This window comes from Aquiflexum sp., from assembly GCF_041751335.1.
GTDB lineage: Bacteria > Bacteroidota > Bacteroidia > Cytophagales > Cyclobacteriaceae > Aquiflexum.
The window spans coordinates 1-3,951 of record NZ_JBGSXS010000294.1 but is presented as its reverse complement, the minus strand read 5'-3'; the positions used below and the strand labels follow the sequence as shown (position 1 = coordinate 3,951).

The following is a 3,951-nucleotide window of genomic DNA, read 5'->3' as shown; positions in this document are numbered from 1 at the left end:
GATTGGCAAACCAATTATGATTTAGACTACGCAAAAGCGAAACAATGCCGAATTAAGTTGCTCGATTTGGCTTACCAAAACAATATGCTTATCAATGCCTTTCATTTTGACTTTCCTGGACTGGGACGGGTAGATAAGCGCAATAATGATTGGGTCTGGAATTATACAGAATAATAAGTCAGGAGTTTTTAAGACCTTAAATAAGATTATATGGATTTGTTATAGCGATTAGTATTGATAATTCCCAAAGCCTTGAGTTATGAACCAAGTTAATAATTTTTCCTATCGTATTTCTTTACTATGCTTGGTTGCAAAAAATGACTGTACAACCCCTTATTCCAAAACAATCCGATTTAAAACTGTTTTTGATGATATAGGGTACCTTATATCAATTTACTTTCCTATTCTTTCCACCCTAGCAAAAATCATATTTAATAGGTGTGGTCTTTTGGCTTATTTTTCTGCCTTGTTTTGGGTTTCCTGTTATTTTCCCCTCCATGCGCAGTCAGACCTGAAGTTCGAACGGCTTTCCACCGAGGATGGATTGTCCCATAACTATGTGCAAAGCATTTATCAGGATAAGGATGGATTTATGTGGTTTGGTACCGGGGATGGACTAAATAAATACAATGGCTACAACTTTCAAACCTACAGAGCTGATCCCAGAAATCCGCAACACACACTGAATTCTAATTTTATTTATAGTATCCATGAGGATAGAAAGGAAAGAATCTGGGTAGGGAGCCATGGATTGAATCTGCTTGATAAGCAGACGGAATCTTTTACTACTTTTCTTGCTGATTCCACCCAATTTTCCTATCTAAATATTCCCTTATCCATCTATGAAGATGAAGAAGGCTTAATATGGTTTAGCGCCGGTGGAGGATTGAACAAACTTGACCCAGAAACCCATTCATTTACATCTTATCTATCTCCTGAACTGACCCCCAATTTTGGTCTGGTAAAAGATGTAAATGGGATTTTCTGGATGGGTTCCGGTGCAGGGCTTTACAAATTTGATCCTCAAAGTGAAAAACTCAGTAGGGTTCCGTTAGCACATGAGGACCATCCACATCCTACTATAAAAGCACTAAGCATTGATGCCGAGAATATACTTTGGATTGGAACCGGGGGAGTCGGACTATTCCGTCTCGATACCAGAGAAAATTCTGATCAAGCCCTTGCCTACAATCCTAACAATCAAGTGAATTCCTTCATTTCCAATAATGGAATCATGGAAGGTAGCACCGGACTTATCTGGCTTGCCACTACAGAGGGGCTTCAACAAATTGACAAAAAAGCAAATCAGGTATCTACGTATCGGGCTGATCCATCTATTCCCGGAAGTCTCAGCAGCAATCAGGTGTCAGCTGTTTTTCAAGATCGGACAGGCACCCTTTGGGTGGGTACAGATAATGGTATCAATAAACTCATTACCTATCCAAAACCATTTCATTCCTATAAGATCAACAGCAAAGGATATAATACCCGGCTGGAAGAAAATAAAGTAAACAGTATAATATTAGATTCTGAAGGAATGGTTTGGTTGGGAACGGTAAAGGGGCTATATCAATTTAATCCACTGAATAAGCAAATTACAAACCATCACCTAGGCACTACTCATTCAGATGGATTGATTCCATCAGATAAAGTTTCCAATATTCCCTCCATCTCTGCCATAAAGGAAGACGCTCAGGGAGGGCTTTGGTTGGGAACTTCGTTAGGATTATACCATCTTAACCGATTCACTGGTCAACATACGCTTTATCCCTGTAAAATTAACATCGAGTTTATGGCTTTGGACGCATCGGGGAAGTTATGGATTCCCGGGGTTGATAGTAAAAGTGGCCAAGCGGTAATGGCCGTTTTTGACACCAGGCTTTTAAATTTTCAATATACGGAATACAGTGTCAATGATCCTTCGGGATTAAAAGATGGGTACATGAAGGGAATCATTGCAGGTCGATCAGGGGATTTGTGGGTGGCGGCAGGTATGTGGGGAATTGGCTGTCGGGATCATAAAACCGGTTATTTTACCCATTATTTACCTAACCAAGAGGTACCGGAAAGCATGATTGAAAATGATGTCATCTGTGTTTTTGAGGATAAAAATGGATTGATATGGGCAGGTACGAGGATAGGAGGGCTTTACAGGCTGGATGTTGACACCAAAGTGCTTACGCACTTCTCCACACACGACGGGCTTGCGAGTAATTTCATTGCAAGTATTACAGAAGATGAACAAGGAAATCTGTGGATAGGTACAAGCAATGGATTGTCCTGCTTAAATCCCCAAACGCAAAGCATCAGAAATTTTTATAAAAGCGATGGTTTGCCTGACAATGGATTCAGAATGGCATCTGCTTTTGCCCGAAACGGAAAACTTTTCTTCGGAAGCAACGATGGATTTGTTTTTTTTGATCCGGATAGTATTCAGGATAATGCCTTTGACCCTCCTATGCATATAACAGGATTCAAAGTGCTGGAGAAGGGAAGAAACCTGACAGATACCTTAATAGATTTAAAATATGATGAGAATTTTTTTTCTTTTGAATTTGCCGCTTTGGATTACGTAGCCCCGGAAAAGATCCAATACGCGTATATGTTGGAAAATTTTGATGGAGACTGGGTACTTTCCGGCAATCGTCGGTATGCAGCCTATACCAATTTGGATCCCGGAGAATATGTTTTCAGGGTGAAAGCCTCCAACAGTGATGGGATTTGGAATGAAAATGAGGCCTACCTACATATTGTAATCTCCCCTCCATGGTGGAGCACCCTATGGGCTTATATCATCTACTTTCTTATTGGTGCTGGCTTAATGTATTTGTTACATCACTACGCTCTGAATAGAGAACGGATCAAAAATGAATTAAAGATTAAGCAGATTGAGGCTGATAAGCTATATGAACTGGAAGGGATCAGGTCCCGATTTTTTGCCAATATTTCCCATGAGTTCCGAACTCCACTAACACTGATTTTAGGTCCCCTCGAAAAATTACTGGATACCACCGAGCCTCCCTCAAATCGTTCGCTTTACCTTATGATGGAGCGGAATGCAAGGCGACTTTTGAATTTGATCAATCAACTGTTGGATCTATCCAAACTTGAATCAGGGAAGTTGACACTTGAAGCAAAACCCGGAAATTTGAATGCCTTGCTTCAACCTTTGGCCGCTTCTTTCAGCTCCTTAGGCGAAAGTAGAAATATTGATTTCCAGACCTCGATTGGGAAAACAGATCAGATCCTCATTTTTGATAGCGATAAAATTGAAAAAATTGTGGTCAATCTTCTTTCAAACGCTTTTAAATTCACTCCCGATGGTGGCAAAGTAGCCCTGGTTGTAAAGTTGAAAGAGAATAAGCTATCCGAATCAAATGTCAAATATCTCGAACTGACGGTTACAGATAGTGGAATTGGGATTGCAACAGAAGAGAAGGAAAAAATATTTGACCACTTTTATCAGGTTGGGAATTTACAAAATCAGGATGGTAAAGGAACAGGAATTGGTCTGGCATTGGTCCGTGAATTGGTGGCATTGCACAAGGGAACCATTACCGTAGAAAGTGAAGTTGGCATGGGGTCAATTTTTGAAGTTTGCATTCCCATTAACTGCGACACTGGCCAAGGAGAAGTTCCCATTCCTGATCAAAAATATACAATTCCGCTAGAGCAGGACAAAGCCTATTTGCCTACCAAAGAATATGATGAAACAACTTTACCTGAAATAGATAGTGAATTGGGAGAAAAACCCCTTCTTCTGATTGTAGAAGACAATAGGGAGCTCTCTGCCTTTATAGCATCCCATTTTCGACCTCATTTCAAAGTATTGGAAGCTATTAATGGAAAATTGGGGTTGCAGGAAGCTATGAATACCGTTCCTGACATTATAATAACTGATGTAATGATGCCTGAGATGGATGGAATTGAGCTTTGCCAAAAGCTAAAGAC

The 3,951-nt window shown here is 40.2% G+C and carries 1 protein-coding gene; it reads left to right on the top strand.

All coding sequences use genetic code 11. From position 1 onward, the window contains the following. Positions 1–448 precede the first annotated feature (448 nt). Positions 449–3,951, top strand: a 3,503-nt coding sequence (locus ACEW8U_RS16380) for a two-component regulator propeller domain-containing protein (protein WP_373523130.1), incomplete at its 3' end; no start/stop codon positions are given.